Below are 25,040 nucleotides of genomic sequence, written 5' to 3' on the forward strand. Positions count from 1 at the left end.
CTTCAGGGGTGCCGGTCCGGCTGAGGGGTTGCTGTGGCCGGCGCCACTGTTGCTGCGGGTGCCGTCGTTCGTGGTTTGTCATACATCAGCTTGGCCAGTGTGAGCTCGATGGCTTCGGCCATCATGCGCTGGCCGCGTGTGTCGGGATGGAGCGCGGGGCTGGGATGTGGCTGGCGCGGGTCGTAAAAGAGCGATGTGTTAATGGCGCCGGAGGCGTCCTTGAAGGTGGAGCCGATGTCGAGGAACGTGACACGCGGATCGCCGTCGGCGACGGTATTTTTGCCGGATGCGTCGGGTTTGCCGATTCTTGGGGGGAAACGTTTGGCGAGGTAGCTGTTGACCGCCTGGTCGGCAGCGGTCTTTTCAGGCGAAAAGCCTGTGGGCAGAATGCCGAGAATGAGCAGGCGTGTCTGCGGCAGGCGCTGGCTGAGCGTGGCGATCACCGTGTCGATACCGGCTTCAGTTTGCTCGGCAGTCTGGTGGGCGTGACCGGTATTGTTGTTGCCGATCATCACGATGGCCACACGCGGGCTCAGATGGTCGATCTCGCCGTGATTGAGGCGCCAGAGCAGGTTGGCGGTGGTATCACCGGAGAAGCCGAGATTGAGCGCACGGCGCGGCTCGTAAAACTGCTTCCAGATGGGCAGGAAATCCTGATCGGGTGGGTTCGATTTTTCGAAGTTCTGGATGATGGAGGCTCCCATGAAGAGGAGCTGGATGTCGGGGTGTTTGCGGACGTAGTCGACGATCGTATTGTGGCGCTCGGCCCACCAGGACTCATTAAGGCGGCTGGTAGGAAGTGTCGCGACGGTGAGATCATTCGACGCCTGCTGGGCGTGGGTGAACGCGAAGAGCAGGAGTATGAGTAAACCGAGGCAGAGAGTAATACGTTTGGGCACGTGGTCATTTTAAAGCGCGGATGCGCATTGTTGTGACTGAACGTATGCGCGGGTACCGGTTGTTTCAAGTAGTCTGGAAATCACATGATGAAGGCATCTGCGTTCGAGTTTCGGTTTCGTTATCTGATCCACACGGTGGTGTATGTGCTCGGCTTCACCACGCCGTGGAACAAATGGCTGCATCTGGATACGGTGCGCACATGGCAGTGGCTGGCGTGGCTGCTGGCCAGGCAAGGGTGGCTTAGTTTCAGTGTAGCGACTAACGTGGTGCTGGTGGTGGGGATTGCGTGGGCGATCAAGGCGGCATGGCTACGCACGTGGGGAGCCGCGTACCTGGGGTCCGGCGTCGTGCAGGATGCGTCAATGCACGGCGATCGTATTGTGGCTGCTGGCCCGTACCGCTATATGCGGAATCCTCTGTACTGGGGCACCTTTGTGCATACGCTGGCGCTGGCGTTGTTGATGCTGCCAAGCGGTGCAATATTTTCGATTGTGATCCTCGGGCTATTTCAACTGCGGCTGATCGGCGGCGAAGAAGCATTTCTTACGGCAAAGCTGGGCGAGCCTTATAAGGAGTACTGCAGTAAGGTGCCGCGATTCTTTCCTTCATTTCGTCCGCAGGTGCCTGCGGCTGCCGTGCGGCCTGCATGGGGAGTGGCCATACTGGGTGAGATCTACTTCTGGGGCGTGGCGATTTCGTTTCTCGTGCTGGGGTGGCGGTACAACGCGATACTGATCATGCAGGGCGTGCTGGTGTCGCTGGGCATTTCGCTGGTGGCTCGCGCGTTTGTGCCCAAGCCGCAGGTGAGGGGCTGAGAAGAGATGGCGAGGCCGCGCGATCCGGAGAAGCGAAAGGCGATTCTTGGCGCTGCGATCCTTGAGATCGCCGAGGTGGGACTGGGTGTGGCCACGGCGAAGATCGCCGCACGCGCAGGCGTTGCCGAAGGCACGCTGTTTACGTACTTCGCCAGTAAGGACGAGTTGCTCAACGAGCTCTACAGGGAGCTGAAACTCGATCTGTTCGAGCGGGTCAATGCAGAATTTCCGCATGGCGCGAGTCTGGAGAGGCGGGCGCGCCATGTATGGTCGTTGAGCGTGGGCTGGATGATCGAGTCTCCAGAGAAGCGCATGGTGGTACGTCTGCTGAATCTGTCGTCGGTGGTGACGGCGGAGACGCGGGCGAGCATGGCGGAGCAGCGTGGCGCGATCGACACCATGCTCGACGAGCTGGACTCGCGTGAGTCGCTGCGCGAGCTTCCGTCAGGCTATGCTTCGGCGCTGATGGCGGCGATGCAAGAGGCGGCGATGGACTTTGCGATGAAGAACGCGCGGCAGCGCAAGCTATTGATCGACCGGGGTTTCGATCTATTCTGGCGCGCAGTGCGTTGAGAGAGCTTCATCACGTAAAGAGTGCTCTCAAAATAAATGAGCAACCACTTGCTCATTTAATGATCTTATCTCCAGATCGACAAAGGAGGAGCCCGCGGTATGGCTAAGGTCTGGTTAATCACAGGAAGCGGAAATGGTTTGGGGAATGATATTGCGGCGGCGGCGTTGGCTGCCGGCGATAACGTCGTTGCCGGGGCGCGGCGGCTGGAAGAGCTGGATGCGCTGGTGAAGCAGCATGGCGAACGCGTGCGGCCGGTGCTGCTCGACGTACGGAACGAGGCACAGGCGCAGGCGGCGGTACAACTTGCGGTCGATGCGTTCGGAAGGCTGGACGTGCTGGTGAACAACGCCGGATACGGGCAGTTCGCTCCATTTGAGCAAATGAGCGGTGAGGACTTTCAGGGAATCGTGGATACATGCTTCTATGGCGTGGTTTATACGACACGGGCCGCGGTCCCGGTGATGCGGAAGCAGAAGAGCGGGCATATCTTTCAGGTGTCGTCCATTGGCGGTAGGGTGGCGGTGCCGGGCAATGTGCCGTACCACGCGGCGAAGTGGGCTGTCGGAGGTTTCAGCGATTCGCTGGCGACAGAGGTAGCCTCATTTGGAGTGAAGGTGTGCACACTGGAGCCAGGTGCGATCCGGACCAACTGGGCGCGCCGTGCGCGAGGGAATCCTCCCATGCTGCTGCCTGAGTATGAGGCCAGCCTGGGGCCGATTCTGAAGCTATTGCAGAACATCGAAGGACGCGAGGAGGGCGATCCGAAGCGGATTGCTGCGTTGATCGTCAAGCTGGCGAATACGGATGACGTCCCGCTACGCCTGATTCTGGGTGTGGATGCGGAGCAGCGCGTGAAGGCGGTGGAGGAGGCCCGTGCGAAGGAAGGCGAGCGGTTCAGCGAACTGACACGTTCGACGATGTATCCCGACGCCGAGCCGATTCCGGAGCTGCAGGCGCTGAGCCGTCGGTAATGGCAATAGTCGATGATGCCAAACGTTAAGCCGCACATTGCTGTGCGGCTTAACCTTCTTCTAATGGATCGTCATCACGACGCGGAAGCGTGCCTTTCCGCTCATCATGCGGTCGTAGGCTTCCTTGAATTGTTCAAACGTATAGACCTCGTTCATTGAACGCACGCCTTCGAGGATGCTGAAGTTCAACGTATCTTCCGAATCGATCGAAGTTCCGGAGTACCAACCCTGCACCTTCTGTGAGTTCAGGAGCATCTGGAGCGCCGGTACTTCGAGCTTCGGGACTGCGCCGACGATCATGAACGTTCCTCTGACGCCGAGTCCACCCATAACTGCGGCCATGGCATCTGCATTTGTAACCGTAGCAAGCACAACCTTAGCGCCGCCTAATTTTTGTAGCTCAGCCGCAGGGTCCTGCGTCTGGCTGTCGATATACACGGCTGCACCGAGCCTCTTCGCCAGCTCAGCCTTGTCCGCCCCGCGTGCGATGGCAACCGTCTTGAAGCCCATCTTCGACGCATACTGCACGCCAAGATGTCCAAGGCCGCCCAGTCCGAGCACCGCAACCACGTCGCCAGGAACCGCTCCGGCGTTACGCAGACAGTTGAAGGTCGTCACACCCGCGCACATCAGGGGAGCAGCCTCCGCAGCGCTCAACCCCTCGGGTACCTCTGCCAGTCCAATCGCCGGGGCCACCAGGTACTCCGCATAGCCACCATCAAACGACACGCCCGTCGTCTCGAGATCATTCGTGCAGGCAAAGAAATCTCCTCGCCGACAGTTGTGGCAGTATCCGCAGTTTCCGCCATGCCAGCCGATGCCGACGCGCTGGCCTACCTTCCACTCCTTCACACCGTCGCCGATCTTGTCGACGACGCCGATCACCTCGTGGCCGGGCACACGCGGATACTGGATTCCGGGAAACAGCCCTTCCTTCGTCACCGAATCGCTATGACAAATCCCGCAGGCTTGCACCTTGACGCGAACTTTTCCCGGGCCCGGTTCTGGAATCTCCCGCTCCACCATCTCCAGATCGCCACCCGCCCTCGCTACCTGCACCACGCGCATCTTCGCCATAAAATCCTCCAGAAAAACGTGAACGATCGATGGGCGAAATTATAGGCCGGTTTCGTGAACGCATTTGCAAGGTCACCCGGGCAGAGAGCGGAAAACGCGAGAAAGCCCGCGAACATTCGGCTTTGTGGCCGAGGGCTCGCGGGCTATCTTGTCTGTTAGCTCTCGCTGCCGCAGTCGAACGTCGCGGACGGGGAGGGCTTCGCTACCGAAACTACTTCTTGGGGGGAGCGATGGTGTCCTTCGCGACCTTGGCGACGCGGAACTTCACGACGGTCTTGGCCTTGATCTTGATCGTCTCGCCGGTCTGGGGGTTGCGGCCCAGGCGTGCCTTGCGCTCAGCCTTGACGAGCTTGCCGATGCCGGGGATGGTGAACTCGCCGTTCTTCTTGGTCTCCTTAACGGCAGTCTCGGCCAGCAGGTCGAGGAAAGCAGCGGTCTGCTTGTTGGTGAGCTCGAGCTTCTCCGCCAGGTGGCGAACCAGCTGTGTCTTCGTCAATCCCTTTGCCATAGTGTTGCTCCTTCTTCTTACTCAGTTGTTGAAATTTGGGGCCGCCCGCCTCGCCCGTTGTGAAGACTCCTGAGTCGCCGTGTTCTACCGAGCGAATCGTCAGTGTTCATGCGGGTCCGGAGAAACCGTACCGCAATTCACCTTCAGCTTTTCCGCGAAGTTTGTCAACCCGTTTTCGGCGGTTTCCACAGGTTTTTTCGGGTTTTTTCCGGTTTTTGTGGCAAATCGACTTAAAAACAGCCATTTTTACGAGATTTTTGCACTTTTAAAATGGCAACGGTGGCGAAGGAAGCTCAGATATGGCACTCTCGATAGCAGAGTTTTCGGACGCATCCCAAGTGAGTGCATGCTGTCGGAAAACACTGCAAGGGCCGAGTGCACGATCCTCGGTAGCCGGGCTCCACGATTCATCTCTGCACGAAAATTTCTCTTTTACGGGTGAGACGATGGCTCAGCTCTTTGCGCGCATCGAACTTGGCGGCTCTCTGGATCGCGACGCGTATCTTCTGCTTGATCGATACATGCGGTCGAAGTTCTGGGAGAAGACGATCATCGGCACGAAGCCGTGCAAACTGCCGTACGCAACCTACCAGGCGAAGACTGCAAGCGAGCGGCCGAATGTTGCAGCCATTGCTGAAGAGCTGAAACAAAGCATCGAGCGCAAAATACAGACCAGGGCACACGTGCTTGTGGTGCAGTCGATGAACTGGGCCGGCACGGCATAAAAAGTGTTTGTAAATCGCTGAGTAACGAGGCTTTCGCTACATGAAAGAATTCTTGCCGCCGATTCTTCTTGACATGTATTACAGATTGCAATATAAATATCGCAATCTGTAATACGGCGTTTCGATGAGGCGCCACCCGATGAAGCTGGCTGACAAAATCCGGTACCTGCGCGAGGTAGAAGGCAACCTCCGCGGTCTGGGCCGCGCCATGACCCAGCAGGAGCTGGTCCGCGCGATTCAGGAGCAGTCCGCTACCGGCGGCAGAAAGCTGGTTACGGACGGACGCAGCGGCAGCATCAGCCAGTCATATCTCTCGCAGATCGAGAGCGGCGCGCGTCCGCACCTCACCAACACCACACGGCTTCTGCTCGCGAAGTTCTTCAAGGTCCATCCTGGTTATCTCGTGGACGACCCCGAAGGCTACCAGTCGGAGCTGTTGTCGGACGTGCGCCATAGCGAGGACAAACTCGACCTCTGGCTCGTGGCGGGTGCGGAGCGCTTTCGCCGCGATCCGGCGCTGTGCCAGGCTCTGTTGGCGCTGGCCAACCATCACGACACACGAAAGTGCCTATTGCTGATGGAGGCCATCATCGAGACACCAACACTGCTGGACCGGCTCTTCGATGCGCTGAAGCCGCAGGTCGGAGGCGAGGACGCTGAGAAGAAGCCGATTTCTCCACTGCGCAACTCCGTCGCTTCGGTCGGAATGACCAACAAGCCCCAGGCCGAGGCGGTTAGAAAAGAGCAGGCGGAGAGAACACCCACCACAAGGGCCCCGCGGACACGGAAAGGAGCCGCAGGACGTAAACGCAAATAGTTATGGAAAACCTCTTCATCATTTGTTTTGCAACGGGACTGGTGCTGAGCCTTCTGTCGCTGATAAGTGGTTTTGGGCATCTGCACCTGGGCCATTTTCATGTAGGGCATCACCACATCGGGCATGGGCATGGCGCAAAGAGTGGCATGTCATCGGTAAATATGTTCACCGTGCTGGCGTTCGTCACGTGGTTTGGCGGTGCAGGCTATCTGCTGATGCGGACGACAACATTCAATGCGCAGCTGATTGTGCTGCTGGCCTCGATCAGCGGCTTTGCAGGAGCAGGGTTGCTGTGGGCTGCCCTGTTCAAAGTGTTGCTCCCCCACGAGCGCGTGATGGACTCGGCTGATACGGAGATGACCGGTGTTGTCGCGCGTGTGAGCAATGGCATTCGCGATGGCGATGGCATTGGCGAGATCATCTTCTCGCAAACCGGCACGCGAAAAGCATCGGCTGCTCGCAGCGACGACGGACACGCGATCGAACGTGGCGCAGAGGTTGTCGTCATTCGCTACGAGCGCGGCGTGGCTTATGTGCGGCGCTGGGACGAACTGGCGCACCCCGACGCCTGAGTTTGCTCTGATTTCATTTGCGGCTGCCCTCTTGCCAGGGCCTTCCCCTGCCGCCAACTCTTTCTGAGGCAAGCAGCGTACAGGCTTCATGTCTCTTAGGAGACGAAGGATTGTTATGCCGGATTCGATTGTGACGATTGTCGGTTTACTGGTTTTCGGGACGCTCGCGTTGGCCCTTCTTATGGCCAAAATGTTTCGCAAAGCGGGCCCGAACGAAGCAATTGTGGTCTACGGTTTTCGTGGACCGCGTGTGATCAAGGGCGGCGGCGCGGTGATCTTTCCCGTCGTCGAAAACTCGCGGCAGCTGTCGCTGGAGCTGATGAGCTTCGACGTCGCGCCGCAGCAGGACCTTTACACCAAGCAGGGCGTTGCGGTGACCGTTGAGGCAGTGGCGCAGATCAAGGTGCGCTCCGATAAGGAGTCGATTCTTACGGCTGCGGAGCAGTTCCTCACTAAGTCGCCCGACCAGCGCGAAGGGCTGATCCGCCTCGTGATGGAAGGACATCTGCGCGGCATCATCGGTCAGCTTACGGTTGAACAGATCGTCAAGGAGCCGGAGATGGTGGCCGAGCGCATGCGTTCGACGTGCATGGATGACATGAGCAAGATGGGCCTGGAGGTGATCTCGTTCACGATTCGCGAGGTGCGCGACAAGAACGAGTACATCACCAACATGGGACGTCCTGATGTGGCTCGCATCAAGCGCGATGCGGAGATTGCTGCGGCTGAGGCGGAACGAGACACTGCGATTCGCCGTGCCGTTGCTCTGCGCGAAGCGGCTGTTGCCAAGGCCTCTGCCGACCAGGAGCGCGTGATTGCCGAAACAGCCTCGCTCGCAAAGCAGGCCGAAGCCCAGCGCGACCTCGACATCCAGAAGGCGCAGTTCACCGAGGCGGCTCGCAGGCAGGAGGCGCAGGCCGATAAGGCGTATGAACTGCAGACCAACGTGATGCAGCAGAAAGTCGTCGCCGAGCAGGTGCGCGTACAGCAGGTCGAGAAGCAGGAGCAGGTCAAGGTGCAGGAGGCCGAGATTCTGCGTCACGAGAAGGAGTTGATTGCGACCGTGCTGAAGGCTTCAGAAGTCGAGCGTCAGCGCATCGAGAACATCGCCAACGCCGAGCGTGCTCGTCTGACGATGGAGGCCGAGGGTCGCGCTGCCGCCACCAGGCTGCAGGGTGAAGCCGAAGCCGCGATCATCTTCCAGAAGGGCGAGGCCGAGGCGAAGGCAATGAACGTGAAGGCTGAAGCCTACCAGGAGTGGACGCAGGCCGCCGTAGTCGACAAGCTGATCTCGAACATGGCCGATGTTGTGCGGGCCATGTCGGAGCCGCTCAGCAAGGTCGACAAGATCACGGTCATCTCCACTGGAGCCGATGGCACGACCGGGGCCAGCAAGGTGACGGGCGAGATGACGAAGATCGCCGCACAGGTGCCTGCCCTGTTTGAGGCGCTGAGCGGAATGAAGCTCGAGGACCTGATGGCCAACGTGAAGGCGATGAAGCCCCGCGATGGCGGCAATGGCTTGAGTGCGTAATGTTGGGCGCGGCGCGGGTAGTTGACGCGCCGCATTTTTCTTCGTGAAGCGTAAGTAAGAAGGAGGATGCTATGCCGCTGCTGGAGAGAATTGGAACGTTGTTGCGGGCGAATCTGAATGACCTGATCGACCGAGCCGAGGACCCGGAGAAACTCTGCAGGCAGCTGGTGCTGGATATGGAAAATCAGTTGATGCAGGTGAAGACACAGGTGGCGATGGCGATTGCCGATCAGCATCTGCTGACGAAGAAGCACAAGGAGCACTCCGACGCAGTGATCGAGTGGCACCGCAAGGCCGAAGTAGCAGTCGAAAAACAGAAAGATGATCTGGCTCGCGTTGCGCTGGAGCGGAGCCTGGAGAACGAGAAAATGGCGAAGGGCTTCGCGCAGCAGATCGAAGATCAGACCGCCGAGACCGAGCTGTTGCGCAGCGCCTACTCGCGGCTCGAGAGGAAGCTGGCAGAGACGCGCAGCGCCTGCGAGATGCTGATCGCGCAGAACCGCCGCGCACGTGCGACAGGTAAGGCGAATGCAACGCGCGGCGCCGGCGTGCTGGGCCAGCGAGGATCGGCCGTGGCGCGCCTGAAGGAAAGCGTGCAACAGCAACAGGCCATGAATGCGGCAAGTCACATGCTGCTCGAGACCGGTTCGGCAGAGGATCGGCTCGATGCGCTGGAGCGTGATGAGCGCATCGAGCGGCTCCTGGCGGAGCTCAAGGAGCGTCAACCTCGTCTAACCTAGCGCGCCTGTAGTTCGGCGCATCTCCACACAAAAAGTGCGCCTCATGCTGTCTTCCATCGATGGGCTGATAGCCGATGGGAAGATTTGCATGAGGCGCGCAAGGCCGGGGCTTTAAGGACCTTTGGAGGGTTTTTAGAGGTCGCCCCCGGCTGACTCATGTTGAGAATGTGCCGCCTCGGGGGTGTGTTCCATCGGTTCTATAGAAGGCTGGGGGTTGAGCACCGACGCCGGAAGATGAGGCGTATACGCGATGGACATGTTCTTCGTCTGTTGCGCTCTCAACCGTGCGATCACGGCAGGCTGGAAGGCAACCGGTTGAGGAGCGATCACCTGCTGTGCCGTCGTCTGCGGTGCAATTGCCTGCGGCTGCGCTGCGGCAAGCATCACCTGCGGACCAGCCGGTGCGATCGGCCGTGGTGTCGAGGCCATCAGGTTATTCAGTGCCGTGAGCTTGAACGGATTGGCTGGCTTTCCGTAGTCGGAATCGAGCAGGCCGTTGGCGTCCTCGCCGTTCAGCGCCCAGGAGGTCCAGCTGATGTCGGAGTTCTTCGCTAGATAGGCGACCAGCGCGCAGAACCACTGGCCCTCGGAACCGGACTCGGTGCCGACGATATCGCGCGTCAGGTTGGTCGTGCCGAACTCGCCAACCCAGACCGGAGCGATGCCCTCGCGGCTGATATAGCCCCAGTGACGGTTGAAGACGGCCTCAAGCGAAGCAGCCGTAGCCCCGTTGAACCACTTCTGGTGGTACTCGTTCGGGCCGTAGTCGTGGGCCGAGTAGACAAGCTGGTTGGCAACGTCGAGGTGCACTGGCGCGTGACGCACGCCCTCGAGATTGCCGCCCCACCAGTAGAAGTCGTTGTTCACCGCGTCCACGCCTTCGACAAAGACGATCAGGCGCGGGTTGATGGCGAGGACGGCGTTGCCGCCGCGCTGTGCGGCCAGGTGCCAGTCGCGCTCGCCGCAGCCTGACCAGCAGGCTCCGCCGGAGTTGGCGTTGTGCGGCTCGTTGCGCAGATCGACGCCGATGACGGTCGTGTTACCCGCATAACGACGGGCAAGCATCTGCCAATCGGTGATCCATGCCGACTCGGGGTAGGCAGCGGTGTACCAGAGGCCGCTCTGCTCAGCCGAGTCACCGGCCTCAGAGCGATGATTGTCCAGGATCACCTTCAGCCCGATCTGACCGGCATACTCAATCACGCGGTCAAGAATCTGCAGCGAGTTCAGCCCGCGCAGGGGCTGGTTCATTTCGCCATGCTCGCCGGTGAAGGAGATCGCTTCGGGCACGATGGGGTGCTCGACCATGTCGTTCGACAGCGGAATGCGAACGGTGTTGAAGCCCGAGCTATGAATGGTCTCAAGGATGGTGCGGTAATCCTGCACGGCTAGTCCGCCGGGGACCTTGCGCACAGTCTCGAACCCGTACCAGTTGATACCCTGAATGCGCACGGGGGTGCCGCGATCGTCCAGGATCTGGTTGCCGCTGGTGTGCCAGTAGCCGGTATCGGCGGCGCGGGTTGAGGCAAGAACCAGACGCTTCTGTGCGAGCGCAGTCCGATTTTCGCGATATTCCACGCGAACCTCGGTTGCGATCTGACGCAGGGACGCCTTCTGCTGGTGGGGGTTGACGTCGGGGTGAATCGTGGCCCAGACCAAAGCAAGAAAATGGAAAACAGCCAGGAAAAAGTAGGAAATCGTGCTCATCGGAAGATTCCTGAATTTTTCTTGGTAAAGCGGTTAGCGCTCTCGCTATCAAGCGCTCTTACGCAATTACGAGTTAGGGTTATGTTTCCGGGAGAACCGAAGCAAGTGAAACAGGGTGATGCAGTGTTACCAGTCGAGGCGGCGTTACGTATCTGTCGCCTCTGGCAGGAGAGAAACGGTTTACCCACTTCGGGGTATTGTTTGCCGTCGCTTTTTCTGCCTCGAAACCCTTCAAAAGACAGGATTTCGGTTGCTGATGGCTATCAGCCTCTGTAAGTGCTGATTAGTCACAATTTAAGGAGTAACATTAATCTCCCACACAGGTAACTTAATTCTGAGTTACCATCTCAAGTTTCATACAGTTTTTCCCACGCGGGTGTTCTGCCGAAGTAACAAGCATGCAGGCTGCCAAAACGGCCGCTCAGTGCATATCTCCAGGGAAATTATTGACTAAACTAGATTTAGTGGCTTATGCGGGAGGCTAAAATTTAGCGGATTGCTGCCATCGCGGCGCGGAAAAGGGATTCAAAGTCGCCTCCGACGGAAGAGTTTTTCTCAATCGCTGTTTCGATGGCCTTCTGCGCAACCGGGCGCGGGTAGCCCAGATTAACCAGCGCCGAAAGCGCATCGTCGGCGACCGGTCCGTGATGCGCCCCGCCTGTCGCCGAAGCAAGATCGGGGATGGCAAGGTCGTCGAGCTTGTCCTTCAGCTCCAGCACGACACGCTCGGCGGTCTTCTTCCCGATGCCGGGAATCTTCGTCAGGGTGGCATGATCTCCGCCGCGAATCGCGGTGACGAGGCGCTCGGGCGAGATGCCGCTCAGGACGGTGATAGCCAGCTTGGGGCCGATACCCGAGATCGTCAGCAGTTTTTCAAACAGCCGCTTCTCCTGCGTGGTGGCGAAGCCGAAGAGGGCAAGCTGGTCTTCGCGAACGTGCGTATGGATAAAGAGCGCGGCCTCGCTGTTCTCGGCGGGCAGCTCCGAGAACGTGGCGACAGAGATAGTGACCTCGTAGCCGACGCCATTGCAGTCGACGATGACCTGATTGGGGGTCTTGGAGAGGAGGCGTCCGCGCAGGTGAGCGATCATGCTTCAGGTGATTGTAAATGCGGCCATGTCCCTCGGAGGCGTAGCATAGACGCAGGGGACACGACCATGGCGCAGGGCAGCCGCGACTGTATAACCTGTGCGGTGCGCAAGGAGGACTGCTTCTGCAGCCTGACTTCCGATGCCCTCGCCGACCTTCAGTCCATCGGACACCTCACGCACTTCGAGCCGGGCGAGCTGGCTCTGCACGAAGGCTATATAGCCGATAAAGTCTACGTGATGTGCCACGGCCGTATGAAGCTGACCGCCTCTTCGGCCGAGGGCAAGCTGCTCATCGTGCGGCTGGCCAAGCCGGGCGATGTGCTGGGACTGGCGGCCGTACTGAAAGGCAGCACGCATAAAGTCACCGCGGAAGCGCTGGAGCCGTGCGAGGCCAAGGCAATTGGCCGCGCCGAGTTTCTCGCCTTCATGGACAGGTATCGCGACGTAAGCCGCAATACGGCGTTGACGCTGGCCCTGGAGTACGAGGGGGCAATGTTGAGCGCGCGCCGGCTCGCACTCTCTGGCTCGGCCTCAAGCAAGCTGGCCCACGTGCTGCTGGACTGGGGCGGCATGGGGAAGCAGCCGGCAGAGGAGCCATTCGCGTTTCGTATGCCGCTCACGCACGAAGAGCTTGGGAACATGGCCGGCCTGTCCCGCGAGACCGTGACCCGGCTGCTTACAAAGTTCCGGCATGAGGGGATGGTGCAGCAACAGGGCGAGCAGATCATTCTCCCTCGGCCCTCTGCCATGCAGGCGAAGTATTGCTCATAAATAGCTGAGAGAGAGGCGAGATCCATCCCGTGCTGCATGGATTGCAGCTACGGAATGGATCTCTTTCTCCCGAGCACCCATCAGACCTGGGAGGGGTGCCGCGTGAGCTTTTACGCGCACAGCTTCGAGTCGGTCCCATCGATCGACGCATAGTCATACGCTTCATGGGTCACAATCGGTGTGACCGGGAAGTTTTCCGTGGGCGGCGGCGAAGTCGTCTGCCACTCCAGCCCATACGCGCGCCATGGATTCGATGTAGCAACCGGGCCATAGTAGATCGACCAGGCGAGATAGATGATCGTAAGCAGATAGCCAAGTCCCATCACGCTGGCTCCCGCGGTCGACATGACATTCAGCACCTGCCACTCCGGCGGATACATCGCATAGCGTCGCGGCATGCCCAGGTAGCCGAGGATGAACTGCGGCCCGAAGGTGAAGAAGAAGCCGATGAAAATCGTAGCCGCTGCAATCTTTGCCGGTCCTTCGGGGTAAAGTCGCCCGGTGATCTTCGGCCACCAGAAATGCAGTCCGCCGAGATAACCCATAATGACCGAGCCCACCATGACGAAGTGGAAGTGCGCGACGATAAAGTAGGTCTCCGTCAGATGGACGTCCATGCCAAGCGAGCCAAGAAAAACTCCCGTGCAGCCGCCAATGACGAACAGACCGAGGAAGCAGAAGGCATAGATCATCGGCGCGTCGAAGCTGATGGAGCCTTTATAGAGTGTCGTCGTCCAGTTGAAGACCTTGATCGCCGACGGAACCGCGACAAGCATGGTCAGCATGGAAAACACGAGAGCTGAGTACTGGCTCACTCCCATGATGAACATGTGATGCTCCCACACAAAGAAGCCGAACAGCGCGATGGCCACCGACGAAAACGCGACGGCAGAATAACCGAAGACACGCTTGCGCGAAAAGCAGGCAATGATCTCCGACATAACACCCATCGAAGGCAGCAGCATGATGTACACGGCAGGATGCGAGTAGAACCAGAACAGGTGTTGGAAGAGCAGCGGGTCGCCGCCGATTGCAGGATCGAAGACGCCAATGCCAACCAACCTTTCCAGCGCAACCAGCACAATCGCGATAGCGACAACCGGCGTTCCCAATACCATCACGATCGATGCCGCATAGTGCGACCAGATAAAGAGCGGCAGGCGAAACCACGTCAGCCCCGGTGCGCGCATGCGGTGGATCGTAACGATGAAGTTAAGACCGGTGAAGATCGACGAAAAGCCGGCCACAAAGGCAGCCAGTCCGGCCGAAATCACATTCGTATTGACGAACCGTGTGCTGAGCGGCGTCGTGAAAGTCCATCCCGTATCGACGCCGCCGTTGATGACCGTGTACAGCAACAGCAGGCCACCGACGACAAAGCAGTACCAGCTCAGCAGATTCAATCGCGGAAAGGCGAGATCCCGCGCGCCGATCATCAGCGGGATCAGAAAATTACCAAGCACTGCCGGGACCGCAGGAATCAGCACAAAGAAAACCATCACGATGCCGTGCATGGTGAAGACCTTGTTGTAGGTGTCCATCGCCATCAGGTCCGAACCCGGCGTCAGCAGCTCGAGCCGAAGAAGGAAAGCGAGCAGGCCTCCGATAGCGAAAAAGAACGTAACGCCGATCAGATAGAGGATGGCAATCCGCTTATGGTCCTGCGTCAGCAGCCAGCTCTTCAATCCGTGGGATTCGTTCAGGTAATTGCGCTGTTCTTCACGCGTTGCGGTGGCGACGGAGGGCTGGGGAACGGCTATGGTGCTCATGCGTGTGCGGGCCTCATATGGATCAGATCGATAAGCCGAAGATCGATGCACTCCTGAACCGCCAGCACAATCAGCGGCGGGCAGTTCGGGGTCGTGCCGTATCCCGGACACGGCGCGTGGGTATCGCAGTGCTGCCTCGGAGAGCGTCGTGAGCATTCCTTGCAGGCATGGACACAGGGGCGGGATTGGAGGACGTGGAGTTTCATCGCTCGATCTCCTGAAGAAGATCAGGATGAAACGGATGCGGAGAAAAAGATGTGACCGCGATCACAAACGGCGAGAGATTTGCCGTAGGGCCACGGCTTCGGTGTATCTTGGCTGTACTTATGCGTATCGATTCTCTGAAGCTTCTCGCTCTCGCCTCCTCAATGGCACTCGGGCTGCCGCTTATGGCTCAACAGCCAGCCACTGGCGCGCCTGCGCCTAAGCATCAGGACACCGAAGTCTACGAGCCGGTGCCCCCGATTGTGACTCCCGGAGCGACAGTTGGAGCTCCGCCGTCGGATGCGATCGTGCTCTTCGACGGCAGGAACCTCGACGAGTGGGTGTCCGCGCAGGACCACACCCCGGCAAAATGGATCGTGGCAGACGGCATTCTGACCGTGAATAAGGAGAAGGGCGTCGGCAACATCGAAACGAAGCGCTCCTTCAAGGACTATCAGCTCCATATCGAGTGGCGCATTCCGTCCAACATCGAGGGCTCCGATCAGGCGCGCGGCAACAGCGGCGTCTTTCTGGCCTCGACAGGGCCGGGCGATGCAGGCTACGAGTTGCAGGTGCTCGACAACTACAACAACAAGACCTACGTAAACGGGCAGGCCGGCTCCATCTACAAACAGGCCATCCCGCTGGCAAACCCGGCACGCAAGCCCGGCGAATGGCAAAGCTACGACGTCGTATGGACAGCGCCGCGCTTCAACAGCGACGGTTCGCTCAAGACACCTGCCTATGTAACGGTCTTCTTCAATGGCGTCGTGGTGCAGAACCACTTCCAGGTACAGGGACAGACGCTCTACATCGGCAAGCCGTTTTACAAGGCCTACGACAAGGCTCCCATCAAGCTGCAGGCTCACGGCGACAAGAGTGAGCCGCTCAGCTTTAGAAACATCTGGGTGCGGGACCTGACCTTCGATCCGTCCTACACGTTGAAGTAATCATCCTGCCAGAAAAAAGGGGAGCGGCTTTTGCCGCTCCCCTTTTTCATTCACCGCGCCACTCCCTCGCAGGAGCCGACTACGTCTTCGCAGGCCACGTCGTCTTGCCGCCATGCAGATAAGCAAGGTTGCCGATGTGTCCCGCGCGCGCTGCAGCAATACCTGCCTCAACTGGAGCATTCGGCTCCTTGCGGCTCTTGATGCAGTCGAAGAAGTTGCGCATGTGCGGCGTCGTGCCGTCCTCGAAGCTGTCTGCCTTCAGCACTGGATTGCGGTCGGCCTTGACGCCCTCGTGATACACCGTCATCCCCGATCGGTTAAGCTTCAACGTCGCTTCCGTACCGCGAAACTCGAGTCCGCCATCGTCGATCGACGATGCCATCATGCCCTCGTAAACAACATCGAAGTCTGGGTAGCGGAAGGCTGCCTGAATCGTGTCCGGGCAGTCCCAGTCCTGATAGATCCGTTTGTCGCCCAGCATGAATGCAGTTGAGGGTGTGTCCGCTTTCATCGCCCAGTGCACCACATCGATCCAATGCGTAAAGAGGTCCGTCATCGCGCCGCCGCCAAAGTTCCAGAACCAGCGCCAGCGGAAATACTTCTCCAGCGTAAAGGGCTGATCTGGCGCGCCGCCGAGCCACTGCTTCCAATCAAGCTGCGCCGTGTCGACCGGCTTCGGCACCCAGCTGCGTCCGTAGTTCTGCCACCAGTACGTACGCACCTGCGGAACCTGTCCGAGCGCTCCTCCCTGGATCAGGCCAACCGCATCGCGAAAGTGTGCCCAGCTGCGCTGCTGCATGCCGCACTGCAAAACCTGCTTCGACGAGCGCACAGCCTTATGCAGTACGGCCCCCTCTTCAAGCGTGTGCGTAACCGGCTTTTCAAGATAAACGTCCTTGCCTGCGGCAAGAGCGGCAGCGGCAATGCGCACATGCCAGTGATCCGGAGTCGCGATAAAGACAGCATCGATCGTCTTATCGTCCAGCACCTCGCGATAGTCCGTGTGGAGCGTGGCCGCCGTCGCGTTGGTGCGCGCCTTTACTTCGTCGCGCCGTGGACCATACACATCGCACACAGAGACAATCTCGTAAGGCACGCCGCTCGCATCGGCCGCGCCCATCAGGGCGCGCATGCGTCCTCCTGCACCGATGATGCCGACGCGAAGCGTCTCGTTGGCCGCAAAGGCGCGGGTGGAAGCCAGTGCGGTCAGTCCGCTGGAGACAAGAAAGCTGCGACGGTTCGGCATAGAAGGCAGAAGGCTCCCTGTGTAAGTTCCAGTCTCGAGGATGGTATCAAACGCAGGCTTCTCCGCCGTTTTGCCGTCGATAGAAACGCCTCAGGCGTGCTTCTGCTTGCCCTCGACATCCGGCAGGAAGCCGGTGAGCAGTCCGATAGCGGGCAGATAAGCGCACAGATGGTAGACGTTGATGATGCCCGTGTGATCGGCCAGCTTCCCCAGCACCGCAGCGCCGATGCCGCCCATACCGAAGGCCACGCCAAAGAAGAGCCCCGAGATCATCCCGACGCGTCCCGGCAGCAGCTCCTGCGCATACACCAGAATCGCCGAGAAGGCCGAGGCCAGAATGAAGCCAATAATCACGCTCAGCACGCCCGTCCAGAACAGCGAAGCATACGGCAGTATCAGGGTGAAGGGCAGCACGCCGAGAATCGAGATCCAGATCACCAGCTTGCGGCCATAGCGATCGCCCGCCGAGCCGCCAATCAGCGTGCCCGCGGCAACCGAGCCAAGGAACAGGAACAGCATGATCTGCGAGGTCCGCACGCTCGTGTTAAAGCGCTGGATCAGGTAGAAGGTGTAGTAGCTCGTCAGGCTCGCAAGATAAAAGTACTTCGAAAAGATGAGCGCAATCAGGATCGAGATCGCGCCGAAGATGCGTCCCTTCGACAGGTGCACCGCCGCGTGATGCTCATGCTTCTTCGTGCGCGAGGCCTCAGCCTGCCGCGCCTTGTACCAGCGGCCCACGCGATAAAGCACGACGATGCCCAGGATCGCCGGCAGCGCGAACCACGCAACCCCCTTCTGCCCGAGCGGCAACACGATAAACGCGGCCAGCAGCGGTCCAATCGCAGAGCCTGAGTTCCCGCCCACCTGGAAGAACGACTGTGCAAAGCCATGCTTGCCGCCCGAGGCCATGCGCGCAATACGCGAGCTTTCCGGATGGAAGATCGCCGAACCAACACCAACAAGGCACGACGCAATGATGAGCCACGTAAAGGTGGGCGCCACGGCCAGCAGCAGCAATCCCAGAAGCGTAAAGGTCATGCCGACCGACAAAGCGTACGGCATCGGGCGCTTGTCCGTGAACTGCCCAATCAGCGGCTGCAGCATCGAGGCCACAACCTGATATGTCAGCGTAAGCAGGCCCAGGTGCGAAAAATCCAGATGGAAGCTGCTCTTCAGGATCGGATAGATCGAAGGCAGTAGCGACTGCACCATGTCGTTCAGCAGATGGCAGAAGCTGATTGCCGTCAGCACGCGCAGCAAAGAGCGCGCAGGTTCGGTCGGACGCGGAGCAATCTGTTCCGATGCGAAGTCGACTCGATCGGCGGCGGGCATGGTCGCTGTAAAAGAGGTCTCGCTCATGGGATTTTTTGCGCGCGGCTGTAATTTAAGATGCGCTGTACTTAAGTGTAGATTCAGCGCGGAGTTCCGCACAGCGATATAAAAACTCTCTATGCGCAGATAATGTGGCCCCACCAATAAAAGTGTCACTCCGAGCGAAGCGAAAGCGCGCAGTCGAGAAAGCTCCCGCATCGTGCATCCCGCCATTGCGCCTGCTCATCGTGAAAATTGATGGAACCGCCCGCGGCATCTCCCCGTACCTCCTCTTGACAATCTAGTGATAGAGCCATTACCTCTAGATAATCAAGAGGAGACGACGCTTCATGCCCGACAAAAACACCGATCTCATCCAGGGAACGCTCGAGATGCTGATCCTGAAGACGCTCGCTCTGATGCCCATGCACGGCTACGGCATCACGCAGCGCATCGAGCAGATCAGCGATGGCGCATTCAAGGTCAACCCCGGCTCGTTGCTGCCCGCACTCAGCCGCATGGAGCGCGCAGGACGCATCAAGGCGGAGTGGCGCGCCACCGAAAACAACAGGCGCGCAAAGTACTACGCGCTTACCGAGAAGGGCCGCAAGGCACTGAAGTCTGAAACCGAAGCCTGGGGACGGCAGACAGCCGCCATCAACAGAATTCTCGAAGCATAAACACACGAGAACCTCTCGAAAGAGAACGAGGTACGTCATGGGATGGATGCGGAGTCTGGGTAAAGGATCGAAGGCGCTTGCCGACAAGCATGCGCGCAATGCCGAGATCGACGAAGAGCTGGAGGCCTACATCGGCGAATCGGTCAGCGAGAAGGTACGCGCAGGCATGAGTCCGGACGACGCCGTCAAAGCAGCCCGCGCCGAGATAGGCACAGCCGCAACCGTGCGCGAAAAAGTCTGGAACGCCGGGTGGGAGTCCACGCTCGACCGGCTCTGGGGCGATCTGACGTATTCAGCGCGCCGTCTCTCGCGCATGCCCGCGCTTGTCTTTACGGTCGTGCTCTCTATCGGACTCGGCATTGCGGCGAACGCGACCATCTTTTCTATTGTCAGCAGGTTTGTGCTTAAGCCGCCGCCGGTCGGTGATCCATCGTCTCTGCTGACGTTGTATCGAACGTACAATCATGGGCAGTGCTGCAACGATTTCCCGGCCCCACTTTATCGCGATCTTCGTGCGCAGGCGCAGTCCTTCTCCGGCATGGCAGCCTACAATGACGCGGTTCCCGCTGAGATCGGCATGCAGGGGGACTCGAAGCGCGAGTGGGGACAGGCGGTCACGGCAAACTATTTTGATGTAACGCAGTTGCAGATGGCCGCCGGACGAGGATTCAATCCAAACGAAGAACATGCGCAAGTGATTGTTTTGGGCTACAGGTTGTGGCAACAGCGTTTTGGCGGCGACGCCTCGGTTATAGGCAAAGTAATCGATGTATCGGGACATCCTTATACGGTGGTTGGCGTAACGCGTCCGGGCTTTCATGGGCTTGACCAGATTCTCGATACGCAGTTCTGGGTTCCGGTAGACGATCTGCCGGAGCTGGTAGTGAACGCCCCGGACCCGGAGTCGCGCGAGATGCAGTGGCTGCACATTGCAACGCGTTTGAAGCCAGGCGTTACGCAGAAACAGGCCGCACAGGAGCTGGACCTGATCGCAGACCGGCTTGCGCATGCCTATCCTGCAACCGACGCCAATAGAGGCTTCCATATCGAACGAGGCGATACCTTGTCTGGAAGAGACAAGAAGACGATTCAGATGTTTCTGCTGGGTGTCTCCGGTGTGGCTCTGCTGGTGCTGGTGATCGCCTGCGCCAATGTGGCGAATCTTCTGCTCTCGCAGGGAGCGCAGCGGCAGCGCGAAATGGCCGTGCGGCTGGCGCTGGGAGCGACACGCGCGCAACTGGTGCGCCAGCTTTTGCTGGAAAGTGTCTTGCTTGCGCTGGGCGGCGGCGTGGTTGGTGTGCTGCTCTCGCTATGGGCAACCTATGCGCTCTCGTCCTTCACTTTCCCCGCGCCGGTACCTACCGATCTCAGTGTTCATGTCGACTGGCGCGTCTTGCTGTATACCTTCGCGCTGAGCGTGGCTGCGGGCTTTCTCTGCGGCTTTGTTCCGGCATGGACGGCGTCGCGTCCTGTTGTGCCCAGCGCGTTGAAGGGCGAGGAGGCCCTTGCGCGTCCGGGCAGGCGCTTCAACCTGCGCAACGTGCTTGTTGTTGTACAGATTGCGTTGTCGCTGGTGCTGCTATGCGGTGCAGGCCTGTTTTTACGCTCGCTTGAGAGCGCAGCAAACATCGATGTGGGCTTCCGTTCACGCGGTGTTGTGATGATGTCGGTCGATCCGGTGCTTCATCGTTACACGCCGGAGCGTGCGGTGCAGCTGCTTCAACAGGTGCGTGACGGTGTCGCACGGCTGCCGGGCGTGATATCTGCAACGACGACAGATGGAGTACCACTCTCCGGAAAGCATCGCAGCGACGACTTCGTCGTGCCCGGATATCCGGCGCCACAGGGGCAGAACGTCGTTGAGCTTTTCATGGCGGGTCCGCAATATTTTGAGACGCTTGGCATCCCGCGCATTGCCGGCCGCGATTTCGGCGACGAGAATCCAACGGCTCCAAAGGTCGGCATCGTGAATGAAGAGTTTGTGCGCCGCTACCTTCATGGCGACAACCCCATCGGCCACACGGTCACAGGAGGCGGTGTTCCTTATCAGGTCGTCGGTGTTGTGAAGGATACCAAGGCACGCACCATCGGCGAGCAGCAGCGCCCTGTCCTGTACCGGGCCATTGCACAGAACATCGCGAGCGATCCATCGCGGGATGGCTACACCATTATGGCGCGCTACGAAGGCGACGCTACAACACTCATCAGAGCGATCGAAGACCAGATTCACGCCGTCGATCCGTCGCTTGCCATCTTCCACGTCCAGACGATGGAAGAGCACATGCAGGAGGCACTTCTGCTGCCGCGCTTTGTCAGCACGCTCTTCACCATCTTCGGCGTCAGCGGTCTGCTGCTGGCCGTGATCGGCCTGTACAGCGTCATGAGCTACTCCGTGAGCCAGCGCACAAAAGAGATCGGCATCCGCATGGCCCTTGGCGCACGCGCCACCGAGGTGCAGCGCATGATCGTGCGCGGAGGCATGCGCCTTGCGCTGATATCCGTCGCACTTGGATTGCCTCTCGCACTTGCCGCCGCCAAGCTGACGACCAGCCTCCTCTACGGAGTAAAACCCTGGGACGCGACGACATTCATCCTCGTCCCGCCGCTGCTGGCCGCCGTCGCACTCATCGCCTGCTGGATTCCCTCGCGCCGCGCCTCACGCGTCGACCCAATGGAGGCCCTCCGCGTCGAGTAGTTGTGCCCGCTAATGCGTAGCCTGAGAAGTGTGTCATTCCGAGCGAAGTGCGCAGCACGCAGCCGAGGAACCCCCGCATTTTTTGCAGGACATCACTCGAGCCACCCATTGAATGCGATAGTGTAGTGTCGTAACGATTTAAGGCATACTACGGCACCCAACGGAGAACGAATCCAGATGAATCTCTTTCGCAGAGCCTGCTGCACCATCGCAACCGCGGTCATTCTTCTCACCACCATCCACGCGGCAGCGCAGGCAGCTCCGGCGCCGAAGCCTGCGCCTCCGGCCGGCAAGATTCCCCGCCACGTGCTCGTCATCGCCCAGACCAAGGGCTTCGAGCATGATTCCGTCCCCGATGCCATGGCCGCCGTCTACAACATGGGCCACGACACCGGCCTGTGGGAGACCGTCCTCCGCACCGACACCGAGCTGCTCACCAAAAAGCCTCTCGATAAAAACGCCAAGAACCTGAACTACTTCGATGCCGTCGTCTTCGCCAGCACCACCGGCGAGCTCGACCTCACCGACGAGCAGAAAGCCGCGCTCATGTCCTTCATCAAGGACGACGGCAAGGGCTTCGTCGGCATTCACGCCGCACTCGACACGCTCTACAAATGGCCGGAGTACGGCAAGATGATCGGCGGCTGGTTCGATCAGCATCCCTGGATGACCTTCAACGCCCCCATCCGCAACGAAGGCGGCGACTTCCCCGCAACCCGCCACTTCCCCGCCGCGTTCCACAAGTTCGACGAGATCTATCAACCTATGGACTGGTCGCGCGCCGACGTCAACGTCCTGCTCTCGCTCGATCCCTCGCAGCTCGACTACAACAACCCGCGCGTCCATCGCCAGGACCACGACTTCGCCGTCGCCTGGTCCAAGATGTACGGCAAGGGCCGCGTCTTCTACTCCACGCTCGGCCACACACGCGAATCCTGGAGCGACCCCGACATCCGCACCATGTACTTTGAGGCCATCAAATGGTCGCTCGGCATGACCGAAGGCAGCACCACCTCGCATCCCGCTCCGGCTGCGCACTAAGGTCGTTTTACTGACAACCTGCAACGGACAAACTACTTCATGTCCGCAGCGGCCAGCATCTCCAGAAACTGTCCTTGCGTGCGCATGTCGATCGACTGCGTCACCAGCTTGCCTTCGCGGCTGAAGACGAAGCTCTGCGGAATGCCTTCGATGTGAAAGGCCTCATTCGTCTTGCGGCCCGGGTCCAGCAGAATCGGATAGTTCAGGTTGTGCGACTTCACATACGCACTTACCTTCGCCGGGTCCTCGTCCGAGATCGACAGCACCACCAGCCCCTTGTCGGCGAACCGATGCGCAATCGTGTCCAGGTCCGGCATCTCCTTGCGGCACGGCGGGCACCATGTCGCCCAGAAGTTCACCAGCACCACTTTGCCGCGCAGCGACGACAGCGTCCACTCCTTGCCCTCGAGATCCTTCAGCGTAAAGTCGGCCTTCTCAATCGCAGCTTCATTGGCGGCCAGATCGGCCATCGCCTGCTTATACGGCGCCGTATCCAGCGTCGTCGTCACATGCTCGTAGCGCACCAGCTTGGCCAGATCGGTATACGGCGAAGCAGGCGCGCCTTCCTTGCCAGCCGGGGGAGGCGTCTCGGTCAGTGCACCCGCCAGCGTATCCGCGACCGCCTGCAGCGTCTGGTGGCCGAAGTCACCCTCCGTCGCGCGATGCGTCAGCGCCACAGCCAGCTTCAGTTTGTTCACGCCCGCCGGAAGCGTGCGAATCTCCAGTGCAATCGTGGTGGTCTTCGCGCCGCGCTCTGTGTCTGGGGTCGCGCGCAGCGTCTTGATCTGATCGACGATCGCCTGCTCCGTCTGAGTAAATGTAGTGGCCTTCTCCTGCGCCGCGGCAGGAAGCAGAGTGAAGGCAAACAGAACGATGAGGGTTTTGAAAGAGTGCAGGCGGGTCATAAAAGAAGCTTCCGGACGAAAGGTTGAGTGCACATCATACCGTTCGCCGGACGAATGTGCACTCATTTAAATCAACCGGAATCTGAACAAAAAGTTGTTGTTTTACGCCGTCTTTATCGGTTTCGGTTCCATCCAGATCTTGCCTGCGGCGATCAGCAGCACCAGCATTCCGGCGCACAGCGCGAACACCTGCCGCACGCCGATATGCTGCGTCAGAATGCCGCTCAGCACCAGCCCGCTGATCTGCGCTGCAAACACAATCGACATAAAGGTCGAGCCCACGCGGCCCATCAACTCCGGCGGAGTCGCCTGTTGAAACAGCGTCTGTGACGGAACAATAATGCCCGCCACCGAGAAGCCCACAATCAGGTTCGCCAGAATCGCCGACCACAAGTACGGCAGCAGCGTCAGAAGGACGAGGCCCACGGCGATGCCCGCCAGCCCGCCGTACACCTGCAGCGTGTTCGAAAGCTTCTTGCCGAAAGCATTCAGTCCGTTGATGCCAATTAGCATGCCGACCCCGATCATGGCGGCGACAATACCAAACGCGCGCGTCGAAGCATGCAGCGAGTCGCGCACATACACGGCGATCAGCGGACCAAAACATCCCAGTACAAACATGCCCGCCGCCATCGCCAGAATCACGAACAGCAACGCCGCATGATGCAGAATGAAGTCGAATCCCTGCTTCATGTCCGTGCCGATCTTCGCCAGCGCGCCCTGATTCGGCTCGTGACTTTTCGTAGCGCTTGCAGCAGCAGCGGCGACGAATGTAAGCGTGCCGATCAAGGTCGCCGAGCCCACAAAGCTGACTGAGTCCAGCACATAACAGCTCATCGGGCCGAACGACGCCACCATAAACGAGGCAATCGCCGGGCCGATGATCCTCATGCCGAACATCACCTGCTGCATCAGCGCATTTGCCGACCGAAGCCCATGCAGCGGCACCGCCGACCGAATCGCAATTCCCTGGGCCGGCGCGAAGAAGCTCGAGACAACGCTGATCGCCGCCAGAATCGCATAGAAGTGCCACGGCGTCCGCGCCAGAATCAGCAGCAGCACCAGCAGCGCGCGCAACAGGTCGCTTGAAACAAGCGTCTTCTTCACCGACCAGCGGTCGACGAAGACACCGGCCAGAATGCCGAGGATCGCCATCGGCAGCATGTACGCAATCTGCACGCCGGTCACCTGCTGCGGCGTTGCATGCATCTGGAACGTAATCACGCCGATGACGGCGAACAGGGCAAGGAAGTCGCCGAAGACGGAGACCACCTGCGCGTACCAAAGACGGCGCAGCATGGGGATGCGCATCACTTCTCCCATGCCAAGCGGCGCCGGAAGCTCTGGGTCGATCGGCGGAGCCGAGGGCTGTGTCGTAGCTGTGCTCATAGGGGTTCGATTACCGTGCGGGACCTTTCTTGGATGTACCCGCGAGTC

General features: G+C 59.6%; 23 protein-coding genes. 13 read left to right on the plus strand and 10 right to left on the minus strand.

Translation table 11 applies throughout. The annotated features are described in order from the left end of the window. Positions 1–2: 2 nt before the first annotated feature. Positions 3–899: a GDSL-type esterase/lipase family protein gene (locus KFE13_RS10640; protein WP_260703097.1), complete on the minus strand. Its 897-nt coding sequence runs from the start codon at positions 897–899 to the stop codon at positions 3–5. An 84-nt stretch (positions 900–983) separates the two neighbouring features. Between KFE13_RS10640 and KFE13_RS10645 the strand changes: the two genes are divergently transcribed. The 3 genes from KFE13_RS10645 (at position 984) to KFE13_RS10655 (ending at position 3,260) form a co-directional block, all read left to right on the plus strand. Continuing rightward, a complete protein-coding gene (locus tag KFE13_RS10645) occupies positions 984–1,715 on the plus strand; it encodes a methyltransferase family protein (RefSeq protein ID WP_260703098.1) in 732 nt (243 codons plus the stop codon). Between the two features lie 6 nt (positions 1,716–1,721). Continuing rightward, positions 1,722–2,288, plus strand: a complete 567-nt coding sequence (locus tag KFE13_RS10650; protein ID WP_260703099.1) for a TetR/AcrR family transcriptional regulator — start codon at positions 1,722–1,724, stop codon at positions 2,286–2,288. Between the two features lie 99 nt (positions 2,289–2,387). Continuing rightward, positions 2,388–3,260, plus strand: a complete 873-nt coding sequence (locus KFE13_RS10655) for an SDR family NAD(P)-dependent oxidoreductase (protein WP_260703100.1) — start codon at positions 2,388–2,390, stop codon at positions 3,258–3,260. Between the two features lie 60 nt (positions 3,261–3,320). Here KFE13_RS10655 and KFE13_RS10660 read toward each other — a convergent pair whose 3' ends face one another. Together KFE13_RS10660 and KFE13_RS10665 are read right to left on the minus strand one after the other, a co-directional pair. After that, a complete protein-coding gene (locus KFE13_RS10660; protein ID WP_260703101.1) occupies positions 3,321–4,337 on the minus strand; it encodes an alcohol dehydrogenase in 1,017 nt (338 codons plus the stop codon). Positions 4,338–4,548: 211 nt separating this feature from the next. Further along, on the minus strand, positions 4,549–4,845 hold the full coding sequence (locus KFE13_RS10665; RefSeq protein WP_260703102.1) for an HU family DNA-binding protein: 297 nt from the start codon (positions 4,843–4,845) through the stop codon (positions 4,549–4,551). A gap of 446 nt (positions 4,846–5,291) precedes the next feature. On the opposite strand from KFE13_RS10665, the gene KFE13_RS10670 reads away from it, so the two are divergent. From KFE13_RS10670 to KFE13_RS10690, 5 genes are all read left to right on the plus strand, one after another. After that, positions 5,292–5,570, plus strand: a complete 279-nt coding sequence (locus KFE13_RS10670; protein WP_260703103.1) for a hypothetical protein — start codon at positions 5,292–5,294, stop codon at positions 5,568–5,570. Between the two features lie 139 nt (positions 5,571–5,709). Beyond that, the gene (locus KFE13_RS10675) at positions 5,710–6,387 is read left to right on the plus strand and encodes a helix-turn-helix domain-containing protein (RefSeq protein ID WP_260703104.1); all 678 of its coding nucleotides are present in this window, start codon (positions 5,710–5,712) and stop codon (positions 6,385–6,387) included. 2 nt (positions 6,388–6,389) lie between these two features. Continuing rightward, positions 6,390–6,959 (plus strand): NfeD family protein, encoded by a 570-nt coding sequence (locus KFE13_RS10680; protein ID WP_260703105.1) that lies wholly within the window; start codon positions 6,390–6,392, stop codon positions 6,957–6,959. A 115-nt stretch (positions 6,960–7,074) separates the two neighbouring features. Further along, positions 7,075–8,493: a flotillin family protein gene (locus KFE13_RS10685; protein WP_260703106.1), complete on the plus strand. Its 1,419-nt coding sequence runs from the start codon at positions 7,075–7,077 to the stop codon at positions 8,491–8,493. A gap of 71 nt (positions 8,494–8,564) precedes the next feature. Then, positions 8,565–9,233 (plus strand): PspA/IM30 family protein, encoded by a 669-nt coding sequence (locus tag KFE13_RS10690; protein ID WP_260703107.1) that lies wholly within the window; start codon positions 8,565–8,567, stop codon positions 9,231–9,233. Positions 9,234–9,365: 132 nt separating this feature from the next. On the opposite strand, the gene KFE13_RS10695 is transcribed toward KFE13_RS10690, so the two are convergent. Both KFE13_RS10695 and ruvA read right to left on the minus strand, forming a co-directional pair. Continuing rightward, positions 9,366–10,940 carry a glycoside hydrolase family 5 protein gene (locus KFE13_RS10695; RefSeq protein ID WP_260703108.1) on the minus strand — a complete coding sequence of 525 codons (1,575 nt, stop codon included), beginning with the start codon at positions 10,938–10,940 and terminating at the stop codon, positions 9,366–9,368. A 488-nt stretch (positions 10,941–11,428) separates the two neighbouring features. Then, complete coding sequence (ruvA, locus tag KFE13_RS10700) at positions 11,429–12,031, minus strand: Holliday junction branch migration protein RuvA (protein ID WP_260703110.1); 603 nt, start codon at positions 12,029–12,031, stop codon at positions 11,429–11,431. A gap of 66 nt (positions 12,032–12,097) precedes the next feature. On the opposite strand from ruvA, the gene KFE13_RS10705 reads away from it, so the two are divergent. After that, complete coding sequence (locus KFE13_RS10705) at positions 12,098–12,802, plus strand: Crp/Fnr family transcriptional regulator (protein ID WP_260703111.1); 705 nt, start codon at positions 12,098–12,100, stop codon at positions 12,800–12,802. A 110-nt stretch (positions 12,803–12,912) separates the two neighbouring features. On the opposite strand, the gene KFE13_RS10710 is transcribed toward KFE13_RS10705, so the two are convergent. Then, on the minus strand, positions 12,913–14,571 hold the full coding sequence (locus KFE13_RS10710) for a cytochrome c oxidase subunit I (RefSeq protein WP_260703112.1): 1,659 nt from the start codon (positions 14,569–14,571) through the stop codon (positions 12,913–12,915). A gap of 326 nt (positions 14,572–14,897) precedes the next feature. Between KFE13_RS10710 and KFE13_RS10715 the strand changes: the two genes are divergently transcribed. Continuing rightward, positions 14,898–15,725: a 3-keto-disaccharide hydrolase gene (locus KFE13_RS10715; protein ID WP_260703114.1), complete on the plus strand. Its 828-nt coding sequence runs from the start codon at positions 14,898–14,900 to the stop codon at positions 15,723–15,725. A gap of 79 nt (positions 15,726–15,804) precedes the next feature. On the opposite strand, the gene KFE13_RS10720 is transcribed toward KFE13_RS10715, so the two are convergent. After that, positions 15,805–16,971, minus strand: a complete 1,167-nt coding sequence (locus KFE13_RS10720) for a Gfo/Idh/MocA family protein (protein WP_260703115.1) — start codon at positions 16,969–16,971, stop codon at positions 15,805–15,807. Between the two features lie 90 nt (positions 16,972–17,061). Beyond that, entirely contained in the window at positions 17,062–18,330 is a 1,269-nt protein-coding gene (locus KFE13_RS10725) for an MFS transporter (RefSeq protein ID WP_260703117.1), read from the minus strand. Positions 18,331–18,632: 302 nt separating this feature from the next. Between KFE13_RS10725 and KFE13_RS10730 the strand changes: the two genes are divergently transcribed. The 3 genes from KFE13_RS10730 (at position 18,633) to KFE13_RS10740 (ending at position 22,698) form a co-directional block, all read left to right on the plus strand. After that, positions 18,633–18,962, plus strand: a complete 330-nt coding sequence (locus KFE13_RS10730; RefSeq protein WP_260703118.1) for a PadR family transcriptional regulator — start codon at positions 18,633–18,635, stop codon at positions 18,960–18,962. Positions 18,963–18,999: 37 nt separating this feature from the next. Further along, on the plus strand, positions 19,000–21,657 hold the full coding sequence (locus tag KFE13_RS10735) for an ABC transporter permease (protein ID WP_260703119.1): 2,658 nt from the start codon (positions 19,000–19,002) through the stop codon (positions 21,655–21,657). A gap of 177 nt (positions 21,658–21,834) precedes the next feature. Next, positions 21,835–22,698, plus strand: coding sequence for a ThuA domain-containing protein (locus tag KFE13_RS10740; RefSeq protein WP_260703121.1), 864 nt, complete (start codon positions 21,835–21,837; stop codon positions 22,696–22,698). Positions 22,699–22,730: 32 nt separating this feature from the next. Here KFE13_RS10740 and KFE13_RS10745 read toward each other — a convergent pair whose 3' ends face one another. Beyond that, positions 22,731–23,603, minus strand: coding sequence for a TlpA disulfide reductase family protein (locus tag KFE13_RS10745; RefSeq protein WP_260703122.1), 873 nt, complete (start codon positions 23,601–23,603; stop codon positions 22,731–22,733). A 102-nt stretch (positions 23,604–23,705) separates the two neighbouring features. Next, positions 23,706–24,992, minus strand: coding sequence for an MFS transporter (locus KFE13_RS10750; RefSeq protein ID WP_260703123.1), 1,287 nt, complete (start codon positions 24,990–24,992; stop codon positions 23,706–23,708). Between the last annotated feature and the right edge of the window lie 48 nt (positions 24,993–25,040).

Source organism: Edaphobacter flagellatus (assembly GCF_025264665.1).
Taxonomy (GTDB): Bacteria; Acidobacteriota; Terriglobia; order Terriglobales; family Acidobacteriaceae; genus Edaphobacter; species Edaphobacter flagellatus.